Genomic DNA, 17,767 nt, shown 5'->3' with positions numbered 1-17,767 from the left:
CTCCCTGCACTTTCCTTCCTGACACGACGGTGCAAATTTACCGAGGTGCGGTTGGTCCATGCCCGCGGGCTGGCCCTACCCTGAACCCATGTCCGTTGCTCAGCGCGAACGCGCCGCCCTCGTCGCGACCATGCGGGCCGTCGGCCCCGAGGCGCCCACCTTGTGCGAGGGCTGGAAGACGCGAGACCTGGCCGCCCACCTGGTGATCCGGGAGTACCGGCCCGACGCCGCCGCGGGCATCATGATCCCGTTCTTCGCGGCGCACACCGCCAAGGTGCAGGAAGAGGCGGCATCGAAGAACGACTGGGACGAGTTGGTGGACAAAATCGCGTCCGGCCCGCCCGTCTACTCACCGTTCATCCTGCTCGACCCGGTGGCCAACGTCGCCGAGATGTTCATCCACCACGAGGACGTGCGCCGCGCGCAGCCGGCCTGGGAGCCCCGCGTGCTGGAGCAAGGGATGTGCCGGGCGCTGCGTCGCACGCTGTCGCTGATGGCCCGGGTCACCCTCGGAAAGGTCCCGGGCCGGGTGGCGTTGCGCACGCCCGGGGGCAAGACGGTGCTGACGGCCGGCTCCGGCCCGGCGGTCGTGGTGACCGGTCCGCCCGAGGAGCTGCTGCTGTTCTCCGTCGGCCGGGAGGCTCGGGTCGAGTTCGACGGCGACCCGGCGGCGGTGCAAGCGGTCCGCGACGCGCCCAAGGGGTTGTAGCCGGACTACCAAGTCTGCAGACGACCGCTGGCGAGGGCTTCGCGCAGCTCCTTCTTGATCACCTTGCCGAACTGGTTGCGCGGCAGCGCATCGACGATCACCAGGCGCTCGGGGTGTTTGTAGCGGCTCAACCCCTGCGAATGGCAGTGCTGCACCAGGGATTCCAGCGACACGTCGTCACTCGATGCGGGTACCACCACGGCGCAGACGCGCTCGCCGGTGCGCGGGTCGGGTACTCCGACGACCGCGACGTCGGCGACAGCGGGATGGGTGGCCAGCGCGTTTTCGACTTCCTGGGCCGAGACATTCTCGGCGTTGCGGATGATCGCATCCTTGATCCGGCCCGTGACGCGGACGTTGCCATTCTCGTCGATCAGCCCGAGATCGCCTGTGCGCAACCATCCTTCGGCGTCGAACGCGTCGGCGTCGAGCGCGGCGTCGGCGTAGCCGAGGAAGCATTGGGGTCCCTTGAGCCGCAGCTCACCCTCTCGCCCGGCGGGCAGTTCAATTCCTGCGTCGACGACCCGGACGCTGACCCCGGGTCCCGGCGCGCCGACGGTGTGGTCGAGCACCTCCGGCGCCCCGGTCAGCGGCGGTGAGGTCGCGACCGGAAACTCGGTGAGGCCCCATGCGTTCGCGATGCCGGCCACACCGAAGGTTTCGCGGACCTGGTGGCCCAGTTCGGGGGTGATCGGCGCGCCGCCGGCCAGGCAGCCCCGCACGAACGGGAACAGCGGCTCGTCGCCGTGGTCGCGTTGGGCCTCGAGGAACGCCAGGAAGAACGGTGTCGCCATGCCCAGAAAAGTCGGGTTGTGGGCGGCGATGGACAGCGGCGTGGTGGCCGGGTCGAATACCTCGAACAGCGCTAACCGCATGCCGGTCATCAGCCCGACGGCCAGCATCACGGCACCGCCGATGTGGGCGAAGGGAAAGCCGATGGGATCCACGTCGCTGGCGGTGATGCCCATCTTTTCCGCCAAGCCCGCGGCGGGCGCCATCACCGACGCATCGGTATGGCGAATCCCCTTGGGGGCCGCGGTGGTTCCGGACGAGTAGTAGATCCATCGCGCGTCGCCGGTAGGTCCCCGCGGCGGGCCGAGGGCATCGGCGCTCGCGCGGGGCAGCCGAAGCTCACCGGCCGCGGGTGGCGTCGCCAGGTCGACGGTGATGACGCGGAAGCCCCGGTCCGTGGCGAGAGCCCGCGCCAGGCCACCGTAGTCGAATCGGTGCCAAAACTCAGGCACCACAAGGAATTCGGTACACAGCTGGGCGGTGATGAAGCCGACCTCGTGTTCACGCAGTATCGGGATGATCGGGTTCTGGACCGCGCCGAGTCGGGCCAGCGCCGCCATGACGACGGCGGTTTCCAGCGTCGTCGGCAGCTGCCAGGACACCACGGTTCCCGCGCCTATCCCCCGTTCGGCGAACGCGGCGGCCGTCGCGCACGCGGCGTCGCGGAACTGACGTGCGGTCAGGCTGCGCCCATACTCGTCGGCGAGCAGCGGCAGGTCCGGTCTTCGCCGCGCGGCCTCGGCGATCAATGCCCAGTAGGTGAGGTCCTTCATCCGGCCGGTGGCGCGGTGATCGGCCGAAATCCGGAGTGCGCGATGGCAACCGACACGGAACTGCCGATCGGTCCGCGGTGGTCGACGAGGACGGCCGAGCCGGTGGCGACGCCGTCGTGGCTGTAATGCGTGAGTGAGGCCAGCCCGATGTGGGGTCCTTCGGGCAGCCGGGTCAGCGTCAGGGTGTAGTCGACGTTGATGAACTGCAAACCGTTTGTGCCCCAATTGGCCAGTGAGGCCGTGATGTCCGCGCCCATGGCCGCGCGGGTGAAAGGGGTGAGCGGCTCGCCGTCGATCAGCGCACGGGTCTCGTGCAGCCAGGTGTATTTCGGTCCCGAGTCCGGCCAATCGGGATCGGGGTTCTGAATCTCGGTGCCCCAGCCGTAGGTGCGCATGAAAAGCGACGGCGCGGGGCCGTCGTCGATGGGTAGCGGCGGCATCTGCACGGTCGGTGACCACACATCCCCCTCGGGCTGCGGGCCGCGCCGCAGAAACAATGCGCTCCCCCGCGCGACAGGCGTACCGCGCTGGGTGAGGACGATCTCGACGAGCCGCAGTCGCCGGCGATCGTGGTGCACCTGCGTGTGGACCTCGATCGGTTCGAGCGCGGTGGGCGCGGGTAGGTCGACGGTCAGCCGCGCGGGTTGCAGTTGCGGATCGTCCACCGCGCGTTCGGCGGCCCACCCCAAGAGACCGCCCACGACGTGTCCACTCAGCGACGGGCCCCAACCGCCCCGCGCGATTCCGTTTGGCACAAAACGGTTTTCGTCGCGCAGAAAGTACGGCGCCTGCGCCGCGGAATCAACGTCATCCGGCGCGATATTGGTTTCGGTCAAAGCACGCTCTTTCTCGTCAGGACGGCAACAGTTGATATTACAGTTTCTGTTTCCAGTCCAGCCGAGAGGATTATGCGATCGCGGCGCCCACCAGGTGTCCGATCGCGTAGGTGACCGCCAACGCGAGCCCACCGCCGATGACGTTGCGGGCCACCGCCCGGCCCTGCGGCGCGCCGCCCAGTCCCGCCGACACCGCACCCGTCAGCACCAAGGCCAGCAGCACCGCGACGACAGTGGCAGGGATTCTCCATGCCGTCGGCGGCAAGAGAATGACGATCAACGGCAACAACGCGCCCACGGTGAACGACAGCGCCGAGGACATCGCCGCTTGCCAGGGATTGGTCAGCTCGTCGGGGTCGATACCTAGTTCGACCTCGGCGTGGGCGACGAAGGGATTGTGGTCGGTGAGTTCCTCGGCCACGGTGCGCGCCGTCGCCGGTGACAGACCCTTGGCCTCGTAAAGCTCGGCCAGTTCGTCCAATTCGGCGGCCGGGTCGTCGCGCAACTCCTGCATTTCCTTGGTCAGCAGCGCCTGCTCGGTGTCGCGTTGCGTGCTGACCGAGACGTATTCGCCCAACGCCATCGACACGGCCCCGGCGACCAGACCGGCGACGCCGGCGGTCAAGATCGGGCCGCGTTCTACCGTCGCCGCCGCGACGCCCACGACGATGCCCGCGGTGGACACGATCCCGTCGTTGGCGCCCAGCACGCCGGCGCGCAGCCAATTCAGCCTCGACGAGACCGAACCCACATGGGGTTCGGCCGGGTGGGAGGTAGTCGACACGTCCGCAACCATATACGGCGAAATGGCTTCCGACCAGCAAATATAGGCTTGCCAAAGCGAGCGCGGCCTTGCCTCATTCGCCGTTCTCGGTGACTTGTCGCCGCCCAAACGTCGCGCATGGGCCCGTCACAGCTAATCCATAGACGCGCTATCTAACGTGTGGGTTGTTGGGGGGTTCTAGGAACTCACTTATGGACAGGTGAAGGACTATGAAATTAAAGCAATTGATCGCGGGGGGAACGATCGCCGGCGCTCTCGGCGCCGCCGCGTTGGGCATGGGCGCCGGGTCGGCGTTCGCCGCTCCGGGAGCGCCTCCGCCGGCGCCCGGTAACCACGGCGGCCCGGCGCCCGGGGATCACCGCCCGGCGGGGCCGAATGACCCGGGCGGACCGGGTGGCCCGGGCGGGCCTGGTGGTCCTCCGGGTGGTCCCGGCGGACCCGATCACCGCGATGGACCGGGTGGTCCCGGCGGGCCTGGCGGCCCGGGCGGACCCGGCGGTCCCGACCATCCCGGCGGACCCGGTGGACCCGGCGGTCCGGACCATCCCGGCGGACCCGGTGGACCCGGCGGTCCGGGCGGTCCCTGGCATGGCGACCCGCAGCGCGGCTACTTCCACGGCGCCCCGTGGGGCGACGGGCCCGGACCTTGGGGATACGGTCCACCGCCGCGGCCGGCGTGGGATCGGCCGCTGCCGCCACCCGGCGGCCCGTGGGGGTATGGCCCCATCCACTACTACGGCTACGACGAGACGCCCGTCTGGGATCCCGGCTTCAACCAGTGGGGGTTCTGGTTCTTCGGGGTCTGGATTCCGCTGTAACAGGCCGACCGGCCCGATGCCCGTCTCGCCGACCGGCGGGGCGGGCATCGGCGGGATCGGTCGGGATCGGTCGAGCCTAGGCCACTTTGGGTTTGATCTCCTCGATGACCCACTGGGCGTAGTCGAGGTACTCGTCGACCCCGCGGACGGCGGGAACGGGCACCGCGCTGAAGGTCACCCCCTGCTCGGCGAGCCAATTCAGGCGGTCGACGATCTCCTGCGCGCTCATGCCGGGAGGCGCGTGTGGATCGCTGACGGCGCGATGTCCCTCGCCGACGCGGTTGGTGCCCAGCCCGTGCATCACCTCGAACGGGCGCCCGTCGTAGGCGGGTTGAACCTTGATGAACTCGAGCCGCTCGGCAATCTTTTCCGGCGGGGTCAAGAACGGCCACCACCCGGACGCGAATCGCGCCGCGCGCTTCAGCGCGGCATCGGCGTCGCCACCGATCCATACCGGAAGATGCGGTTTCTGAACGGGTTTGGGCTCGAACGCCATGTCCTGGAACGACACGTAACGGCCCTCGTAACGGGGCGAGTCGCTGGTCCACAGCTCGATGATCGCCTCGAGGTACTCGTCGGCGATGCGGCCGCGTTCGCGGAAGGGCACGCCGAGGACGTCGAATTCGCGCTCGAGCCAACCGACTCCGAAGGTCACCATCATCCGCCCACTGCTCATCCAGTCGGCGGTCGCCAGCGCCTTGGCGAGCACGATCGGGTGCTGCAGCGGCAGTATCGTGACGCACGAATTCAGCCGAATCTTCTCGGTGGCTCCCGCGATGTAGGCCTGCGCGACGGTCGCTGAAAGGTAATGCGGGCCCGACAGCTCGACGTGGTCGGTGGGGATGACGTAGTGCTCGGGGATCGCGATCATGTCGTAGCCCATCGCTTCGGCGCGCTTGGCCGTTCGGGTCTGATCGGCGCCGGTGACGCCGGCCTCCCAGGGCTGGCTGATCGCCTTGAGGCGCAGCATGTGCGGTAGCGGGAAGGCGAACTTCATTTGCGCTAGCTCTTGGTGCCGACGGTGATCAGGTCCGACACGACCCGCGTCCACAGCGGCCGTTGAATGCGGTGTTGATCGCTGATGGTAAACCCGGCGTCCTCGAACAAAGTCCGCATCTCGGCCGGCGACGCGTTGTGCTGTGGTTTCCACCGATTGGTCGCGGGAGCCTGCAACATCGGTTGCCGGGTGCTTAGGGCCGAGACGGCCACCAGCCCGCCGGAGGCCAGCACGCGATGGAATTCCCGCAGGGCCGCGGGTTGGTCGAAGAAGTGAAAGGCCGACGTCGTCACGACGGCGTCGAGGGACCCGTCGGCGAAGGGCAGCTGCTCGGCAGGGCCGCGCCGCCACTGCACCCGGTCGGACCGGGCGCGCGCCTGGGCCAGCATGCCGTCGGACATGTCGACGCCATAGATCTCGCCGGGATGCAGTTCACGCTCGATTCGATCGCTGAGAATGCCTGTGCCGCAAGCGATGTCAGCGATCTTGCGGCAGTTGTGGGCGCGCAATTGCGCGATCACCTCGTCGTGTGGCGGGCGGTACACCCACCGCTGCAGAAAAGGCAGGTCGTAGGCGGGGGCAAGGAAGCTCCACATCCGGGTGACCGCATCGTTGAGCCCGCGGCGCTGAGCTGACGTCATCCGCCCAGTATGGCCTTGGTCGCCGCGTCAGTGTGCGCTGGCGGCTTTGCGTGGGTGCCCAGGGCGAAATCTCGGCCGCTTTCCCGCCCAGGATGCACAGAGTAAGACCAGGATTCACACGCAAACGCCGGGCCGGGCTAGTGCCGGCCGGGACCGCCCGGTCCGGCGGGACTGCCCGGTAACCCAGGCCCGCCGGGGCCGCCCGGGCCACCCGGACCGCCGGGCCCGCCCGGGCCGCCGGGCCCATTTGCCGCGGGGAGCACGAACACGCATTGATTCAAGTCGACGCTCCACGCCCACCCCGGCGCGCAGGGGGGCGGATCGTCGGCCCTGCTGATCGCCGGCGCGGCGATCGCGATCGCAGGCAACCCCACCAACGCGAGCGCGAACGCGCCAATGGCGCAACGCGTTCGAAGATCCCTTGTTTTGGTCATGTCGGTCCTCCTCATGCCGTATGCCTACCGATTTAATCGCTCCGCACGGGTGTTTACCGGCATTTTTGCGATTTTCAGGTCATCCGGCGGTGGTGAAGGTGCGCCGGTAAGCGTCCGGCGTGGTGGCAAGCGTGTCCCGGAAGTGCCGTCGCAGCGTGGCGGCGCTGCCGAAGCCGCAGTCGGTTGCGATGCGCTCGATGGGTAAATCGGTAGTTTCCAGGAGCTGTTGCGCTCGGCGCACGCGTTGACCGTTCAGCCAATCGAGGGGCGTACTTCCGGTCCGCGTAACCAGTTGTCGGTGAAGGGTTCTGACGCTCACGCCGGATCGCCGGGCGAGCCCCTCGACGGTCAGGGGTTCGTCGAGATGCGTTAGCGCCCAGTCCATCGTGTCCCCGACGACGTCATTGCTGGCGGTCTCGGGTATCGGGTTCGCGTATTGACGCTGGTGTCCTTCGCGGTGCGGCGGCGACACCAGCCGTCGCGCAACCTGATTGGCAACCGTCGCGCCGTAATCCCGTCGCACCATGTGCAGACACAGGTCGGTGCCGGCGGATTTCCCCGCGGAGGTGAGCACGTCGCCTTCGTCGACGTACAGGGCCGCCGAGTCCACCCGGATCTTGGGGTAGCGCTCGGCAAGCGTGCCCGCGTGCATCCAGTGGGTCGCCGCGCGCCGGCCATCGAGGAGACCGGCCGCCGCTAGGACGAAAGCGCCGGTGCAGATGGACGCGACCCGGGCACCCCGCTGCGACGCCAGCCTGATCGCGTCCACCAGATCGCGCGGCGGCTCCAGGGCGTCGTCGTGGCAGGCGGGGACGATGACGGTGTCGGCGGCGACGAGGTCGGCGTAGGTATAGGGCGTCGTCGTGGTGAACCAGCGGTCCACGCGTGCGCCCGCGAACGGGCTGCACACCCTGAGCTCATACCAGTCCCCCGCCAGGTCCGACCGGTTGGTGCCGAAGATCGCGCACGGCGCTGCGAGCTCGAAGATCGGCACCTGGTCACTCAGTGCGATCGCCACAACATGGGCCATGACCGAAATTGTACGGTTTGTGTCATATCGGCCACTGGTGTGTCGCTGCCGTGGGCCTGATGCTGAAGGCATGACTCGGAGAACCCCCATGAAGGACTGGCTGCGGCCCGCCGCCGCCGTCGCGGCAATCGGTTGGGGCGCAAACCAATTCGCGCCCCTGATCGTGCTGTATCAGCAGCGCGGCGTCTCCGTCGCCGCGACGGAGGTGATGTTCGGGCTCTACGCGGTGGGTCTGGTCCCGGCGCTCCTGGTGGGTGGCCGGTGGTCGGACCGGGCGGGGCGCCGCGTCGTGGTGATGACGGCGTTGGTGGTGTCACTGGCCGCCTCGGCCGTCCTGATGGCGGGTTCGGCGCGGCATGGCCTCCTGTTCCCGGGGCGGCTGCTGGCCGGAATCAGCAGCGGCCTGGCGTTCGGAACCGGTGCCGCGTGGATCAAGGAGCTGTCGTCGTCGCACGCTCATCACCAGGCGGGGGCCCGGCGCGCGACGATCGCGATGACGATCGGCTTCGCCGGGGGCCCGCTGGTCGCGGGGCTTATCGCGCAACAGGTTTCGCGTCCCGAGCTGTGGCCCTACGTGCCCCAGATCGCGCTCTCGGTGCTGGCGCTCTTCGCGGTGAACCGGGCCGGCGGCGACGCATCGGGCGGTGTCGCGCCGACGGCAAGCACCCAAAGCCGTGCCGATCGCGAGGAGTCGCTGGCGAAGCATTTGCTGGCGGTGTCAGCGCCCTTCGCGCCTTGGGTATTCGGGACCGCCGCCATCGCGCTGGCGTACCTGCCGGCTCTGGTCGCAGATCGGGCGGGTTCGCAACCGTTGACCTTCGCCGCGGTCGCGACAGCCATCCCGGCGGTGGCCGGAGTGCTCGTCCAGCCGCTGGCGGCCCGCCTGCGCCCCGACGCCCGGTCCGGAATCCTCACGCCGGCCATGCTGATCGCCGTCGGCGCGTTGATCGTCGCCGTATGGGCCGCGTCCGCGTCCAGCGTGTGGGCGGTACTGATCGCCGCGGCGGTGCTGGGCGCCGCGTATGGCGTCACCCAGTTCGCGGGTCTGGCCGACATCCAACGCGTGGCCGAGCCGGCCCGGCTTGGGGTCGCGACGTCCGCCTATCAAGCGTTGAGTTACCTCGGATTTGCGGTGCCGTATCTGCTCACGCTCGGCCACGCGCACCTCGGCTGGTCTGCCATGACGGGGTTGTGTGTGGTGACTGCGGCCGCGTTCGCATCGCTGCTGTGGCTGAGCGTGGGACGCCGGTGGGGTCGCCGGCGCCGCGCGTCGAGCGGACCGAACACCGACGTGGACGGCCGAGCGCTCGCGTCCGCGCCCAGTTGAGGACTTCCTATTTGAGGACTTTCAGCAATTCCTGCGCGAGCGGCCCCGCCGAGGCGGGGTTTTGCCCGGTGTACAGGTTTCGGTCGACGACGGTGAAAGGCTTCCAGATCTCGCCGCGGACGAAGTCGACGCCCATCTTGACCAGTTCGTCCTCGGCCGTCCAGGGCGCCGTCTCACGCAAGCCGACACCGTCCTCCTCGTCGTTGGTGAAGGCGGTGACCCGGTAGCCGGCGAAGGGCGAGACGCCGTTGCGCCGGGTGGCCAGCATTGCGACCGGCGCATGGCACACGATGGCGAGGGGTTTACCCGACGCGAGGGCGGCGGTGAGCAGCCGACCCGAGTCGGCGTCCCGCCACAGGTCCTCCATCGGGCCGTGCCCGCCGGGGTAATACACCGCGTCGTAGTCATCCAGGCGCGCGTCGGCCAGTTCGATTGGCCTGCGCAACTCTTCGGCGGACCGCAGAATCTCTTCGAGCTGACGGGCGATCTCCTCGCCGCCGGCCATCGACGGACGAAGGCTCATCACGTCCACGTAGGGCACCACGCCACCGGGAGTCGCCACCACGATTTCGTGGCCGGCGCCGCTGAACGCGCTATACGGGGCCGCGAACTCCTCGGCCCAGTAACCCGTCGGGTGCCTGGTCCCGTCCTTGAGGGTCCAGAAACTTGTTGCGGTCATGACGAACAGGACTTTGGCCATCAGCCGATCCCTCCGTTTGAGCCGGCGGGCCTCTGGGAAGTCGTGCGGGCATACCGACGGCAAAAGTCTATGTGGTCCCGCAGCCGACGGCAATCGGTGCATGGCCGTTGCAGGCCCGCGCGGCGGATCGGGAATCGCTTGTGCGCCAACGCAATAAGTTCGCCATCAGGCCTAGACTCGCTGCATCTACGAACAGTGGGGCCGCACGAAGGGAGCGAGGAGTCAGGGCGGTGGATTGACACCTCAAGAATCTGGGTATGACCTGGTCATCCCATCGATTGGGTGTCGGCTTGAGAAATGAAGTGAGCACGCATGGTCGGCTGGCTGGACAGGCTGCAGCGGCGGAACCGCCCCGTCGGCGTAACCATCGCCGTCATCTATAAATACCTGGACGACCAAGGCGGCTATCTGTCGGCCTTGATCACCTATTACGGGTTCGTGTCGCTGTTCCCACTGCTGCTCCTGCTGACGACCGGGCTGGGGGTGATTCTGGCCGGACGCCCCGACCTGCAGGAGCAGGTGCTGCACAGCACGTTGAGCCAATTCCCCGTCATCGGAAGCCAATTGCATCAGCCCGAGGGGCTCAGCGGCGGGACCGTCGCTGTGGTCGTCGGCATCGCAGGCGCACTCTATGGCGGCCTGGGCGTCGGACAGGCGGTGCAGAACGCGATGGACTCCGTGTGGGCCGTGCCAAGGAACAAGCGCCCCAACCCAATACTGTCGCGCGTGCGCAGCGCGCTGTTGTTGTTGGTTCTCGGTTCGGCTGCCGTCGCGTCCACCGTCCTGTCCGCGATCGGCCAGGCCACGGGCTCCCTCGGGTTCGTGGGAAAGTTCGGCCTCACGCTCGCCGCCATAGCCATCAACGGTCTGATCTGCCTGGTGGCGTTTCGCGTGACCACCGCCCGCCAGCTCAGCTACCGCCAGGTTTGGCCGGGAGCGCTTGCGGCGGCGTTCATTTGGCAGATCCTGCAGCGGTTCGGCGCCGGTTACGTTGCGCACACGGTCAAGACGGCCAGCGCCACCAACAGCGTCTTCGCCTTGGTGCTGGGGCTGCTGGCGTTCTTGTACCTCATCGCGACGACGCTGGTCCTGTGCGCCGAGATCAACGTCGTTCTCGTGGAGCGGCTATACCCGCGCGCATTGCTCACCCCGTTCGTCGAGGACGCGGATCTCACCGAGGCCGACCGGAAGACCTACGCCAAGAGAGCAAAAGCCGAGCGCGTGAAGGGCTTTCAGCGAGTCAGCGTCAGGTTCCGCGACCTCACCCGCAAGGAAGGCGATCAGCAGACGCCGGCCGTCCGTAGCCGGCCCGCCGGCTAGTTGGCGCCCCGTCCCGTCTGTTGTTGCAATTCATCGATCAGCTCCGAGGCTTGCGCTTTCGTCATGTCGTCGGGAACGTCGCGACCCGCCTCCTGGGCCAGCGTATGTAGATAGCTGCGCTGGGGTCCCGTCATCGGCTCGTCGCCGGTTACCCACTCGGATCTGTCCTTCTCGGGAGTCTCGCGCGGGGCCTGTTGCGTGTCGTCAGTCATGCACTAGAGATAACCATCGCACGCGTGTTCGAAACGTGCCGCCGGCGAAAGTTCGCCTTCGCGCTCGGCGCCGGGTCGTAGCCGGCCGTCAGGCGTCGATCACCACCCGGTCACTTGTCGCCCGGGACACGCAGACCAGCATTTCGTCGTCGCCTTCCACGGTTCGGCCCCGGCGATCGACCTGCCCCCCAAGCACCTTGACCTTGCATGTCCCGCAGAACCCTTGCTGGCACGAATACGCGGTCGCCGGTTCGCGGTCGAGCATGACGGCGAGCGCCGACCGGTTCGCCGGCACGCTGAGCACCTGTTTGGATCGCGCCAGTTCGAGTTCGAACGGGACACCGTCGACGACCGGCGGCGGGCTGAACCGCTCGTAGTGCAGTGGCGCGTCAACGTGAGAGTCCCGGGCCGCACGAACCGCTTCGAGCACGGCGGTTGGCGCGCAGATATACACGGCCGTCGCCGGGCCCGCGCCGGCCAGGAGCTCCTCGGTGGTCGGGAAGCGGCCCCGCTCGTCGTCGGCCCAGACGGTGACCCGATCGGCGTCCACCGCCAGCACCTCGTCCAGCAGCGGCATGTGGTCGCGTCGCCTGCCGGCATAGATTGCGCGCCAGTTGATTCCGTGCTGATGAGCCAGCCGGATCATGGGCAGGATGGGCGTCACCCCGATGCCGCCGATGATGAACAAGATGTCACGTTCGTCGGTGACGAGATAGAAGGCGTTGCGCGGGCCCTCGAACTCCAACGTGTCGCCCACGTCGAACGCGTCGTGCATCTCGATGGAACCGCCGCCGCCGTCGGCGATCCGGCGCACCGCGATGCGGTAGTCGGTGCGCCGCCCGGGCGGACCGCACAGCGAATACTGCCGGCGGCGACCCGAGGGCAGCCGAACGTCGATGTGCGCGCCAGGAGTCCAGGACGGCAGCAATCCGCCTTGGGGATCGGCCAATGTCAATGCGACCACGTCGGGCGTGAGAAGCTCACGTTTGATCACCGCCGCGGTGACGGTCCGTTGCACCGGCGATATCCGCGACGGAGTCCATCGCGACGCCGACGCGAAGCCGCCGAAGAGCGAACCCACACCCCACAACGCGGTGTAGCTGCGGTCGCGCTTGCGGCGACCGTAGAGGTCGACTGGTCTGCTCGCCCAAATACTCTCTGCCACAGTCAATTTCCTATGCCTGCCGAACTCCGGAGGTCAGCTTGACCCACTCGCCCGTATACCGGGCGACGACGTCGGGATGCGAGGCGACCACCCAGTGGCCGCCCTCGATAGAGACGATCCTGCCCTCGGGCGGTATCGAGCCGGTGAACCGCTGCAGGGCAGGGCTGACGAAATAGTCTTTGCGAGCCACCAGCACCTGCACCGGGACTTCGGTCTGCGGCAGCCTTTCCGGCGGCGCCAAAATCGGCGCAGGCATGTTGGCACGGTACAGGTTGAGCCCGTTGAGGTAGTCATCGATCGAGCGGATCGACGCCGCACGCCGTTGGCCGCGGCGCCTGGAGCGGCCGATAAGCTCAACCGCCTCAAAGACTTTCACGGTCACGCGGGATCGAATCGCCACCTCGGGCGCACCCGGACACAGAAAGAACCAGATATACGACGAAGCCAGAACCTGTTTGACGACGTCGGGCACGGCGCGGGGCGTACGTGCCGACCGCAGAAACCGGCCCGCGTAGTTCAGGTGCGGCCCCGAGATCGACGTGAACGAGGCGATTTTGCCCATCACCGTCTCGTCGGTGACCGCGGCCCAACCCTGAATCGATCCCCAATCGTGGGCCAGCAGGTGGACCTCGTCGACACCTAGGCTGTCGATCACCGAGTCGATGTCATCGACCAGCTGGTTGAGGTGATAGCCCGATCGATTTGCCGGCGTTGAGGATTCGCCGGCGCCACGCACGTCGAACGCGACGAAGTTGTACCGGTCGGCGAGTCCCCAGGCGACGCCGTCCCATACGTGGTGGTTGTCCGGGTAACCGTGGATCGCCAATATGGTCGGCCGCTCGGGGTCGATTCCGGTGTGCGCGTGCACGGCGAGCGCCACCCCGTCGGAGGCGGTCACGGTGCTGGTATAGGTCATGCTCGAGTTCTCCGCGGGCTCAGTGCGACGCCCGCGCGGCGGGCGATCTGGCCAAGTAGTCGACCGCACGTCCCACCCCACCCAGTTGGGAAGGGTGAAAGCTCGGCCGGTAGTAGGCGCCGATGACGCCCAGGAACTCAAATGGGCCGGGTACCAATCCCCGTCGCGCCGCGCGGAAATAATCCCGCCAGCGCGGTTTGGTCCCCGGCGGCAGGTTCGGGTCGACGGAGTACATGAACCGGACGCCGCGGACGAACAACCACAACAGCGCCGGCGTGATCAGTAGTTGGGTCCGTACCTGCCGCCAGTAGCCCGCGCGCAGATGCTTCATGGTGTCGAACGCGACGGCCTTGTGTTCGACTTCTTCCGCGCCGTGCCAGCGCAGCAAGTCCAGCATCACCGGGTCGGTGCCCAAGGCGTCGTGTTGCGGCGTGTCGAGGATCCATTCACCCAGGATGGCGGTGTAGTGCTCGAGGGCGGCCACCATCGAAACCCGTTCGAGCAACCAGCTTTCGCGTCGTCGCCGGCTCCACTGGGGCCGGTCGCCGATGAGCCGCTGGAACAGCCAGGCCATTTGGTCGGTGAACGGTGTCACGTCGATGCCCTTGGCCGCGAAGTGCCCGAGCACCCCCGCGTGCGCCTGGGAATGCATCGCCTCCTGGCTGATGAACCCCTGAACGTCCAACCGCAGCTGATCGTCCTTGATCAGCGGCAGGGTGCTCTTGAACGCCTCGACGATGAACTCCTCGCCCGCGGGCAGCAGCAGGTGTAGGACGTTGCAGAAATGGGTGGTGAAGGGCTCGTTGGGCACGTAGTAGAACGGCAGCGCCGCCCAGTCGAAGTCAACGTCACGCGCCTGCAGAACGATCCGCTCGTGATCGAGGGATGCGTCGTGTGGACCCGTCGCCTGGTCATCGACCTTGAACATGGTGGACCCCCCAACGTCGCTAGGCACTGCGTTGCGCCTCCCCCTCAGCCTCGGTGATCAGGCCCTCCTGACGCAAGAACCGCACGAGATTCTCGACCGTCTTCGTCAGGGCCGGCTCCCGCAGATGAACCTTGGCCAGCGTGCGAGCGTGCCGGTATTGGGTGTTGTCGTAACGCTTTTCCCGCATCGCCGCGATCTTGTCCGCCGACCGGGTGAGGAAATCGACCAGCGGATAGAGCTGATCGCGCGGCGTGCACCGGCGGTTCAGCTGCTCGGTGAAGGACGGGATGTCGTGGTACTCGAAGCGGTAGCCGTAGCGTTCCGACAGGATCCGCGTGATGTCGGTCAGGTTGTAGTAGTCATCCGCGGTCATGTTAAAGACGCTGCCGGCCTCGGGGGGGAGGTCCATCAGCGCGACAATGTGATCGGCGATCAGGTCCGCCGGCAGCATGCTGAGTTGGTTGAGCGCGTTGACGGCCACCCCGTGCTCGATCATGAACGCGGTCAGGCGCACCAGGATGTCGTCCTCGCTGCCGAAACCCGCGCGGGTGGGCGAGATCAGCGAGGGCCGGAAGATGCGCACGTCGAGCCCTTGCCGCTGCGCTGCCAGGACCAACTGCTCGGCGACCCATTTGGTCTGCGAGTAGCCGAAGTCCAGACCGCTCATCTTGGTGTTGGCATCCCATTCCCCGACCACCGGCTCGGTGCTCCAGCCGTAGATGAACGTGCTGGAAATCAGGTGGAAGGTCTTGCGGTGAGCGGTCATCGCCAGGCGCAAAAGCTCATGTGTGCCAATCACATTGGCCGCGCGCAGCGCGTCGTAGGTCCTGACGTAGTTGACCAAGGCGCCGTTGTGGACGATCGCGTCGACGCTTTCGGCCAGTCGCAGGAACGCCGCCTCACCGATGCCCAGGTGGGGCTCGGCGAGGTCACCGCAGATCACTCGCACCCGCGCCCGAACCTCGGCTTCCAGAGCCGGGGACCACAGCTGGGCGCGGCGCAGCGAGGCGACGATCCGGTCCAGCCCGTGGGCCGCGTCCGTGGCGCGGACCAACGCGTGGATCGTGTAGGAAGTCTGGCCCAGCAGGCTGTTCACCAAGAACGGCCCCAGGAATCCGGTCGCCCCGGTGAGCAGGATGTCGCTCGCCGGGCCCGATTGCGCGATCGGCAGCGCCGGCAGGGGCAGCCGCGCATCGGCGCGCATCTGCTCGATCTCCTGCGCCTCGTACCTGGCGGAGATCTGGTCCAGCGCCTGCCGCAGTGCCTCCACGGGCTGCCCGGACCGATCACCGAATTGCCGCATGAGCCGGAAGAACTCGGCGACGGTCAGGCGCTGAAGCAGGCGCGTGTTGACCTCTTCGGCCAACTCCCCCGCCCCGTGCTCTTCCAGCAGCGCCTGTAGGTCCGCGCGCAGCTCCGCCAGAGCCAGCGAGTCGATCCCGAGATCGGCGAAGGAGCAATCTTCGTAGCCGGTGAGGTCGTAGCTCTCGATGAGGTTTTGGAAGCGTGCGAGGGGGCCCGCGCCGGCGTCCGGCCCGTTGTGGGTGTGGTGGGCCGTCTGGTTAACCCAGCTCGCCAGCGCGGGCAGCTTGCCGTCCAGCCATAGCTGGCGGGTCTGTGAACGCCTGATCTTTCCCGAGGTGGTCTTCGGGATGCTGCGCGGCGGCGCGAACACGATCGTGTGCGGATCGATGTGGCCGTGCCTGCGGATCGCTCGCGCCAGGGCCTTGCCGTCCGGGAGGTCGTTTCCGTCGCGCACCTCGGCGACCACGACCAACGCTTCCTCCGCCTCGGACTCCTCGCGTTCGACCGCGAACGCGGCGACGCAGCCATGCCGGACTTGCGGGGCGGACCGTTCCACGACGGCTTCGATGTCCGACGGGTAGCAGTTGACGCCGCGGACGATGATCAGGTCCTTGGTCCGGCCGCAGACGAACAGCTCGCCCTCGTAGAGGAAGCCGAGATCGCCCGTCCGCAAATAGGTGTGCTCATCATCGCCGGCGATGCGAGCGCCGAAGGTTTCCGCGCTGGCCTCGGGGCGATGCCAGTAGCCGCCCCCCTTGGACGGTCCGTCCAGCCAGATCTCGCCGACCTTGCCCTGGCCCAGCGCCTGCCGGGATTCGGGGTCGACGATGCGAACGACATTCCCTTCGGCGGGCTTGCCGCTGCTCACCAGGGGGGTCTGGTTGTTGTTCTCCGGCAGGGCCTTTTCAACTCGAACCACGTTCTGCTGCAGGGCCCGCTTGTTCACGGCCAGCGTCTGGCGGCCCCGCACGGACACGATCAGGGTGTTCTCGGCCAGGCCGTAGGCGCCGGTGACGGCGTCGGGCCGCAGTCCATAGGGGGCGAAGCGCTCCCGGAAGCGGGTAAACGTCTTGGCCCGCAACGGCTCTGCCCCGATGAGCATCGACTCGAGGCTGCTCAAATCGATGCCGTCGAGATGCGACGCCGGAAGCTTGTCCTCACGCAGGCAGTACTCGAGCGCGAAGTTCGGCGCGGGCGTGCGGGTGGCGCGCACCTCGCTGATGAGCCGCAGCCAGGATGCGGGCCGCTTCAGGAAGTCCTCCGGTGACATCGCGTGCGTGCTGCCACCGATCACCACGATGAACAGGTAGGCAGAGATCAAGCCCATGTCGTGGTGCTGCGGCAGCCAGCTGACCACCACCTCGCTGTCGGGGAAGGCCGACGCGTTGGCGATGACGTTGGCGTGGGTCACCACCACACCCTTGGGATCGTTGGTGGAACCGGATGTGTACTGCAGGAAGAGCACTCGGCCGGGCTTGTCGGCGACGGGAGCACCGCCGAAGTTGCGCGTCCCGTCGGTCGCGACCCACGGGAGCTCCGGAAGCCTCTCGGCGTCGGGCCAAGGCATCGCGCCCTGCCGGTGGTCGAGCAGCTGACGGAAGTCGGACTCGAGTTGCTTGGTCGACAGCACCGCCTTGGCTTGGCAGTCCCGGGCGATGAAGCTGAGCTTCGCCAGCCCCGACTCGAAAGCCATGGGCAGCGGGGGGCTTACCGGGACGGCGATGACTCCGAGGCGCGCGCAGGCGTAGAACGCGGCCACCATCTCCAGACCGGGCGTGTAGACCAGTAGTGCCCGATCTCCCGGCCGGAGCCCGGCTTCGGTGGACAGGTAGGCGGCCAGCTCGCGCGTCCGCTCCGCGAAGCTTCGGAATGTGTAATGCTCGAGCTCGTGGCCGTCGGCATCGACGAACCGGAAGAGGGTCTGGTCCGGTTTCCGCGCTTCCCACATCTGCAGGTAGTCGATCAGGGTCTCCGTCACGGAGTCACTCCCCTTCCAGGTTGGTGGCCCGATTTAGCCGAAATCAAAAGAAGAACTGGTTACGTCGTAATTCACTCACGGTAGCGCCGTTAATCGGTGTCT

The 17,767-nt window shown here is 67.5% G+C and carries 17 protein-coding genes; 4 read left to right on the top strand and 13 right to left on the bottom strand.

The annotated features are described in order from the left end of the window. Positions 1-88: 88 nt before the first annotated feature. Positions 89-709 carry a TIGR03085 family metal-binding protein gene (locus tag AWB92_RS10035; RefSeq protein WP_068181233.1) on the top strand — a complete coding sequence of 207 codons (621 nt, stop codon included), beginning with the start codon at positions 89-91 and terminating at the stop codon, positions 707-709. Between the two features lie 5 nt (positions 710-714). Here AWB92_RS10035 and AWB92_RS10030 read toward each other — a convergent pair whose 3' ends face one another. The 3 genes from AWB92_RS10030 to AWB92_RS10020 form a co-directional block, all read right to left on the bottom strand. Further along, positions 715-2,274 carry an AMP-binding protein gene (locus AWB92_RS10030; RefSeq protein WP_085185210.1) on the bottom strand — a complete coding sequence of 520 codons (1,560 nt, stop codon included), beginning with the start codon at positions 2,272-2,274 and terminating at the stop codon, positions 715-717. Then, a complete protein-coding gene (locus AWB92_RS10025; protein ID WP_142282038.1) occupies positions 2,271-3,050 on the bottom strand; it encodes a thioesterase family protein in 780 nt (259 codons plus the stop codon). The genes AWB92_RS10030 and AWB92_RS10025 overlap by 4 nt, the downstream gene beginning before the upstream one ends. A gap of 130 nt (positions 3,051-3,180) precedes the next feature. Beyond that, entirely contained in the window at positions 3,181-3,894 is a 714-nt protein-coding gene (locus AWB92_RS10020) for a VIT family protein (RefSeq protein WP_085185346.1), read from the bottom strand. 209 nt (positions 3,895-4,103) lie between these two features. Here AWB92_RS10020 and AWB92_RS30460 point away from each other — a divergent pair, with 209 nt between their 5' ends. Further along, a complete protein-coding gene (locus AWB92_RS30460; protein WP_142282032.1) occupies positions 4,104-4,712 on the top strand; it encodes a chitin-binding protein in 609 nt (202 codons plus the stop codon). A 76-nt stretch (positions 4,713-4,788) separates the two neighbouring features. Here the strand turns inward: AWB92_RS30460 and AWB92_RS10010 are convergent, their stop codons facing one another. The 4 genes from AWB92_RS10010 to AWB92_RS09995 all read right to left on the bottom strand — a co-directional run bounded on the left by AWB92_RS10010 (position 4,789) and on the right by AWB92_RS09995 (position 7,814). Then, entirely contained in the window at positions 4,789-5,709 is a 921-nt protein-coding gene (locus AWB92_RS10010; RefSeq protein WP_085185208.1) for a TIGR03619 family F420-dependent LLM class oxidoreductase, read from the bottom strand. A 5-nt stretch (positions 5,710-5,714) separates the two neighbouring features. Then, positions 5,715-6,350 (bottom strand): class I SAM-dependent methyltransferase, encoded by a 636-nt coding sequence (locus tag AWB92_RS10005; RefSeq protein WP_085185207.1) that lies wholly within the window; start codon positions 6,348-6,350, stop codon positions 5,715-5,717. A 137-nt stretch (positions 6,351-6,487) separates the two neighbouring features. Next, the gene (locus AWB92_RS30455) at positions 6,488-6,784 is read right to left on the bottom strand and encodes a hypothetical protein (protein WP_142282031.1); all 297 of its coding nucleotides are present in this window, start codon (positions 6,782-6,784) and stop codon (positions 6,488-6,490) included. A gap of 79 nt (positions 6,785-6,863) precedes the next feature. Next, positions 6,864-7,814: a helix-turn-helix domain-containing protein gene (locus AWB92_RS09995; RefSeq protein WP_085185206.1), complete on the bottom strand. Its 951-nt coding sequence runs from the start codon at positions 7,812-7,814 to the stop codon at positions 6,864-6,866. A gap of 70 nt (positions 7,815-7,884) precedes the next feature. Between AWB92_RS09995 and AWB92_RS09990 the strand changes: the two genes are divergently transcribed. Continuing rightward, positions 7,885-9,141, top strand: a complete 1,257-nt coding sequence (locus tag AWB92_RS09990; protein ID WP_158090372.1) for an MFS transporter — start codon at positions 7,885-7,887, stop codon at positions 9,139-9,141. Between the two features lie 7 nt (positions 9,142-9,148). Here AWB92_RS09990 and AWB92_RS09985 read toward each other — a convergent pair whose 3' ends face one another. Beyond that, entirely contained in the window at positions 9,149-9,841 is a 693-nt protein-coding gene (locus AWB92_RS09985; RefSeq protein WP_173817393.1) for a type 1 glutamine amidotransferase domain-containing protein, read from the bottom strand. Positions 9,842-10,153: 312 nt separating this feature from the next. Between AWB92_RS09985 and AWB92_RS09980 the strand changes: the two genes are divergently transcribed. Continuing rightward, complete coding sequence (locus tag AWB92_RS09980; protein WP_085185204.1) at positions 10,154-11,161, top strand: YihY/virulence factor BrkB family protein; 1,008 nt, start codon at positions 10,154-10,156, stop codon at positions 11,159-11,161. Here the strand turns inward: AWB92_RS09980 and AWB92_RS09975 are convergent. The 5 genes from AWB92_RS09975 to AWB92_RS09955 form a co-directional block, all read right to left on the bottom strand. Continuing rightward, entirely contained in the window at positions 11,158-11,373 is a 216-nt protein-coding gene (locus AWB92_RS09975) for a DUF3072 domain-containing protein (protein ID WP_085185203.1), read from the bottom strand. The genes AWB92_RS09980 and AWB92_RS09975 overlap by 4 nt on opposite strands. Positions 11,374-11,461: 88 nt before the next feature. Then, positions 11,462-12,544 carry a PDR/VanB family oxidoreductase gene (locus tag AWB92_RS09970; protein WP_085185202.1) on the bottom strand — a complete coding sequence of 361 codons (1,083 nt, stop codon included), beginning with the start codon at positions 12,542-12,544 and terminating at the stop codon, positions 11,462-11,464. A 4-nt stretch (positions 12,545-12,548) separates the two neighbouring features. Beyond that, positions 12,549-13,454, bottom strand: a complete 906-nt coding sequence (locus AWB92_RS09965) for an alpha/beta fold hydrolase (protein ID WP_085185201.1) — start codon at positions 13,452-13,454, stop codon at positions 12,549-12,551. Between the two features lie 19 nt (positions 13,455-13,473). Continuing rightward, the gene (locus AWB92_RS09960) at positions 13,474-14,382 is read right to left on the bottom strand and encodes a metal-dependent hydrolase (protein ID WP_085185200.1); all 909 of its coding nucleotides are present in this window, start codon (positions 14,380-14,382) and stop codon (positions 13,474-13,476) included. 19 nt (positions 14,383-14,401) lie between these two features. Then, positions 14,402-17,635, bottom strand: a complete 3,234-nt coding sequence (locus AWB92_RS09955) for a thioester reductase domain-containing protein (RefSeq protein WP_085185342.1) — start codon at positions 17,633-17,635, stop codon at positions 14,402-14,404. Between the last annotated feature and the right edge of the window lie 132 nt (positions 17,636-17,767).

The organism is Mycobacterium sp. IEC1808, assembly GCF_002101935.1.
Classification (GTDB): domain Bacteria; phylum Actinomycetota; class Actinomycetes; order Mycobacteriales; family Mycobacteriaceae; genus Mycobacterium.
The sequence above is the reverse complement of the archived record's forward strand: the minus strand, read 5'-3'. Positions and strand labels throughout refer to the sequence as shown.

What these genes read in the sequence shown, in the direction of transcription:
- AWB92_RS30455 (WP_142282031.1), bottom strand. Translation starts at nt 6,784, where the DNA reads ATGACCAAAACAAGGGATCTTCGAACGCGTTGCGCCATTGGCGCGTTC.
- AWB92_RS09975 (WP_085185203.1), bottom strand. Translation starts at nt 11,373, where the DNA reads ATGACTGACGACACGCAACAGGCCCCGCGCGAGACTCCCGAGAAGGAC.
- AWB92_RS10005 (WP_085185207.1), bottom strand. Translation starts at nt 6,350, where the DNA reads ATGACGTCAGCTCAGCGCCGCGGGCTCAACGATGCGGTCACCCGGATG.
- AWB92_RS10010 (WP_085185208.1), bottom strand. Translation starts at nt 5,709, where the DNA reads ATGAAGTTCGCCTTCCCGCTACCGCACATGCTGCGCCTCAAGGCGATC.
- AWB92_RS09955 (WP_085185342.1), bottom strand. Translation starts at nt 17,635, where the DNA reads ATGTGGGAAGCGCGGAAACCGGACCAGACCCTCTTCCGGTTCGTCGAT.
- AWB92_RS09985 (WP_173817393.1), bottom strand. Translation starts at nt 9,841, where the DNA reads ATGGCCAAAGTCCTGTTCGTCATGACCGCAACAAGTTTCTGGACCCTC.
- AWB92_RS09980 (WP_085185204.1), top strand. Translation starts at nt 10,154, where the DNA reads ATGGTCGGCTGGCTGGACAGGCTGCAGCGGCGGAACCGCCCCGTCGGC.
- AWB92_RS10030 (WP_085185210.1), bottom strand. Translation starts at nt 2,274, where the DNA reads ATGAAGGACCTCACCTACTGGGCATTGATCGCCGAGGCCGCGCGGCGA.
- AWB92_RS09995 (WP_085185206.1), bottom strand. Translation starts at nt 7,814, where the DNA reads ATGGCCCATGTTGTGGCGATCGCACTGAGTGACCAGGTGCCGATCTTC.
- AWB92_RS30460 (WP_142282032.1), top strand. Translation starts at nt 4,104, where the DNA reads ATGAAATTAAAGCAATTGATCGCGGGGGGAACGATCGCCGGCGCTCTC.
- AWB92_RS09990 (WP_158090372.1), top strand. Translation starts at nt 7,885, where the DNA reads ATGACTCGGAGAACCCCCATGAAGGACTGGCTGCGGCCCGCCGCCGCC.
- AWB92_RS10035 (WP_068181233.1), top strand. Translation starts at nt 89, where the DNA reads ATGTCCGTTGCTCAGCGCGAACGCGCCGCCCTCGTCGCGACCATGCGG.
- AWB92_RS09965 (WP_085185201.1), bottom strand. Translation starts at nt 13,454, where the DNA reads ATGACCTATACCAGCACCGTGACCGCCTCCGACGGGGTGGCGCTCGCC.
- AWB92_RS09960 (WP_085185200.1), bottom strand. Translation starts at nt 14,382, where the DNA reads ATGTTCAAGGTCGATGACCAGGCGACGGGTCCACACGACGCATCCCTC.